This window comes from Flavihumibacter sp. CACIAM 22H1 (assembly GCF_001601815.1).
In the GTDB taxonomy this organism is placed as follows: Bacteria; Bacteroidota; Bacteroidia; order Chitinophagales; family Chitinophagaceae; genus Flavihumibacter.
Genome location: NZ_LUKG01000015.1, coordinates 1 through 3,562, shown reverse-complemented (window position 1 = coordinate 3,562; position 3,562 = coordinate 1). Strand labels below are relative to the sequence as shown.

General features: G+C 42.1%; 2 protein-coding genes. One reads left to right on the top strand and one right to left on the bottom strand.

Annotation, left to right across the window (positions count from 1 at the left end):
- The coding region (locus tag A1D16_RS06470; protein WP_290708490.1) for an AraC family transcriptional regulator at positions 1-847 on the bottom strand (847 nt) is incomplete at its 3' end.
- Positions 848-1,163: 316 nt separating this feature from the next.
- Between A1D16_RS06470 and A1D16_RS06465 the strand changes: the two genes are divergently transcribed.
- The coding region (locus A1D16_RS06465) for a SusC/RagA family TonB-linked outer membrane protein (protein WP_290708488.1) at positions 1,164-3,562 on the top strand (2,399 nt) is incomplete at its 3' end.

The window sequence follows — 3,562 nt, the reverse complement described above, 5'->3', positions numbered from 1 at the left end:
TGTACTGGCTGGGTGTTTTCCCGGTAATTTCTTTGAAGAATTTGTTGAAGTTGGCAAAATTCTGGTAGCCGCTTTCGTAACAGATACTGGAAATGCTGTTGGCCTCGTTTTCCAGTAACTGACAGGCATGGCCAATCCGTATTTCATTTAAAAAGCGGGAAAAAGATTTCTGTGTTCTTTTTTTAAAAAAGGTACAAAAGGCGGGCGGGGTTAAGCTGGCAATACTTGAAATCGTGTTTAGTGTAATTTCTTCTCTGAAGTTTTTCATGATGTATTGATATACCACATTCATTCGCTCAGCATCCTTGAAATTATAGGAATGGGTATAACCCGGGTTAGCGAGGGGGGTAAATTCTTTGCTTTGTATGAGTATATCAATGATGCCTAAAAATTCAATGATTTCCTGAAACCCCTTTTTGTCTTTTAAAATTTCCAATCTTTTTTTTATCAGCTCGCCTGTTTTCCCGGTTATACGAAGTCCCCGGCCAGCTTCCTTAAACAGGCGCTGAAATTTGGCAATCAGTATCTGATCGCCTATCAGGTCCTCTATGCGCTCCATGGAAAAATAAGTAACAATGGCCTGTGCATTTTTTGAGCGGGGATTTTCAAATACCAGGGGATCGTTGTACCAGATATGCGGAAGATTAGGGCTCATGAGTACCAGGTCGCCCTGCTTAAACTGTTGTATAGAATCACCGACAATCCGTTTGCCGAAACTTTTTTTTACATAGTTCAGTTCACAATAATCATGAAAATGAAAGGGGCTGGTGAAATGGTTGGCCCTGATCTCTTTTACAATAAGCAGGGGTGCCTGCTGCGCACCGAGTTCAATCAATTTTGCTTTCATCTGCTTTTATTAGATAGCTAAATCTACATGTTATTGTTATGTTTTGCATGGATTGTTGTGAATTTGATTAAAATAGTTTAACTATTCATTAATCCGTTTGTAGTTTAAACAATTTAACCCGTCTACTTTTGATAAGCTATAAATTTTATTCATTACCAAAACGATTGCCCATGTCAGTAAAAATTATACGTCTGTATTCTGATTAGCATCTTTTTGCTTTCCCACTAAAGACATTTTTTCCTTTCCTCATCTGGATTTCTAGTAGATCCACCAAGCTTGTATTGCTCTATACCTAAACTTCCCAAACTTCATTAACATGCTACAAAAAAAATGGATGGCTAAAAAAGCCCTGCATCTGGTCAGGTCTTGTCTGTTTTTACTTGGATTATTATTGCAACAAGAAAGTTTTTCGCAGAACGGACAGGGTTCCGATAAAATAACCGGAACCATAAAGGATAAAACAGGTGCGGCTTTAGCAGGTGTTACAGTACTGCAGAAAAACACCAATAATGCCGCTGTTTCCAATGAACAGGGCGTATTTTCTTTAACCCTGCAACCGGGGTTGCGGGTGGTTGTATTCAGTATGACCGGTTATTCTCCTATAGAAATTACTGTTACTTCAGAAACTTCGCTCAATATCGTATTGGAACCACTTGCCGGGTCATTGGGTGAAGTGGTGGTAATCGGTTATGGAACCCAGAAAAAGTCTGATTTAACGGGCGCTGTTTCTACGGTTAAGTCAGCCAAACTTGCCGATCGGGTTACTTCCAACCCCTTGGATGCCCTGGCTGCGCAGGTGCCGGGATTAAATATTTATAATAACTCCGGACGTCCGGGCGGAAACCTATCGGTTAACCTCAGGGGTTTTAATTCAATTTCTGCTTCTAATTCGCCGCTCTTCGTAATTGATGGTATTGTTGGTGCCGACTTCCAGATGCTGAATCCTTCTGATATTGAAACGGTAGACGTACTTAAAGATGCGTCTTCAACCGCTATATACGGATCAAGAGGTGCCAACGGCGTAATTATCGTAACTACCAAAAAGGCAAAAACGGGCGATTTTAAAGTGCAGTACGATGGTAACCTCAGCCTGAATAAGGTTGCCAGAAAAGTAGATATGCTGGATGCGAATGAATACGTGGAATGGTTTAAAAGAGCCTGGGCGTATAATCCTGCCCGTGGGGCAGTTCCTGACCTGGGAGCTGACTATCCGGATTTGTTCAATGCCAATGGCACCCCCAAGTATAATACAAACTGGCAGGATGCTGCTACCAGGAATTCTCTTTCGCACCGCCATTTTATATCCATGACCCAGGGTACCAGTAAAGCCAAAAATGGTTTGTTCCTCGGTTACCAGGATGACCAGGGAATTATAAAAAACACCTATTTTAAAAAGCTCACCGCCAGGTATAACAGTGAAATCAATATCCGTTCCTGGCTTACAGTTGGCGGAGAACTGGGATATAACCAAACCAAGGCCAATGTGGTGGACGATTACCGGGTTGGAGCTGAAAATGTAACCCGGATGATGTTGGAAATGCTGCCCATTTTTCCCATACAGTATCCGGATGGACGATATAGTACGCTGAATGATTTTGGGTATGGCTTTAATCCGGATGGTACTTCGTTTAAATCCGGCATTTATGCAGCAGAAAACCCGGTACGGCTCTTAAATGAAATGCAGTGGATTTTTAATACCGACCAGGTATTGGCCAATACATTCGTTAACCTGAAGCTTATGAAAGGCCTGGAGTTTAGGTCGACCTATGCCGCACAGGTTTTAAGCCGTAAGAACAATTTGTACGTGGGTAAAGATTTGCTTGATTTAGGTGCTCCTTCCCGGGGAGTTGCATCTGTAGGTACCAGCAGGAACATCTATTGGCAAAATGAAAATTATTTAACCTATACAACCAATTTTGGCTTACATCATAGTTTAAATGCTGTGGCTGGTGCATCCTGGATGCAGACTTCGGAAGAAAGTTCAGAAGCCAGCGCCACTAATTTCTCAACCGATTATTTCCAGTATAATAATTTATCGGCCGGCTCTGTCCGTGGGGTACCACAATCGAATTACTACGATTTTAAATTGAATTCCTATTATGGTCGCCTGAATTATGCATTTAACAATAAGTACCTGTTAACCTTCACCGGCCGCTACGACGGATCTTCGAAATTCGGTGGTAATAACAAGTATGCATTTTTCCCATCGGGTGCTATTGGCTGGATTGTATCGAAAGAAAAATTCCTGGAAAACAGTCCGGTGGTTTCCTTCCTGAAACTCAGAGGAAGTTATGGAGTAACCGGTAACTCTGAAATTTCTCCCTATGCATCTTTGGGCACCGTTCGGAACTACGGCATAACACTCAATGGCCAGATCGTAAATGGTATTGGTCCGGGTACGGTTCCTAACAATGATCTTCGCTGGGAGCAAACAGCGCAACTGGATATCGGGTTTGATTTATCGTTGTTGAATAACCGCATCAGCCTTACTGCTGATTATTACAATAAAAAAACCACCGATTTATTATTAAATGTACCAATCAGTAGTGTAACGGGCTACGGCGCTGTTACCACCAATATCGGTAGTGTTCAAAACAGGGGGGTGGAACTTGCCTTAAGCGGAACCATTGTGGATAATAGCAATTTCTCCTGGAACAGTTCGGTAATACTGGCTGCCAACCGAAATAAAATACTGGCACTCGGACTTACCAATGC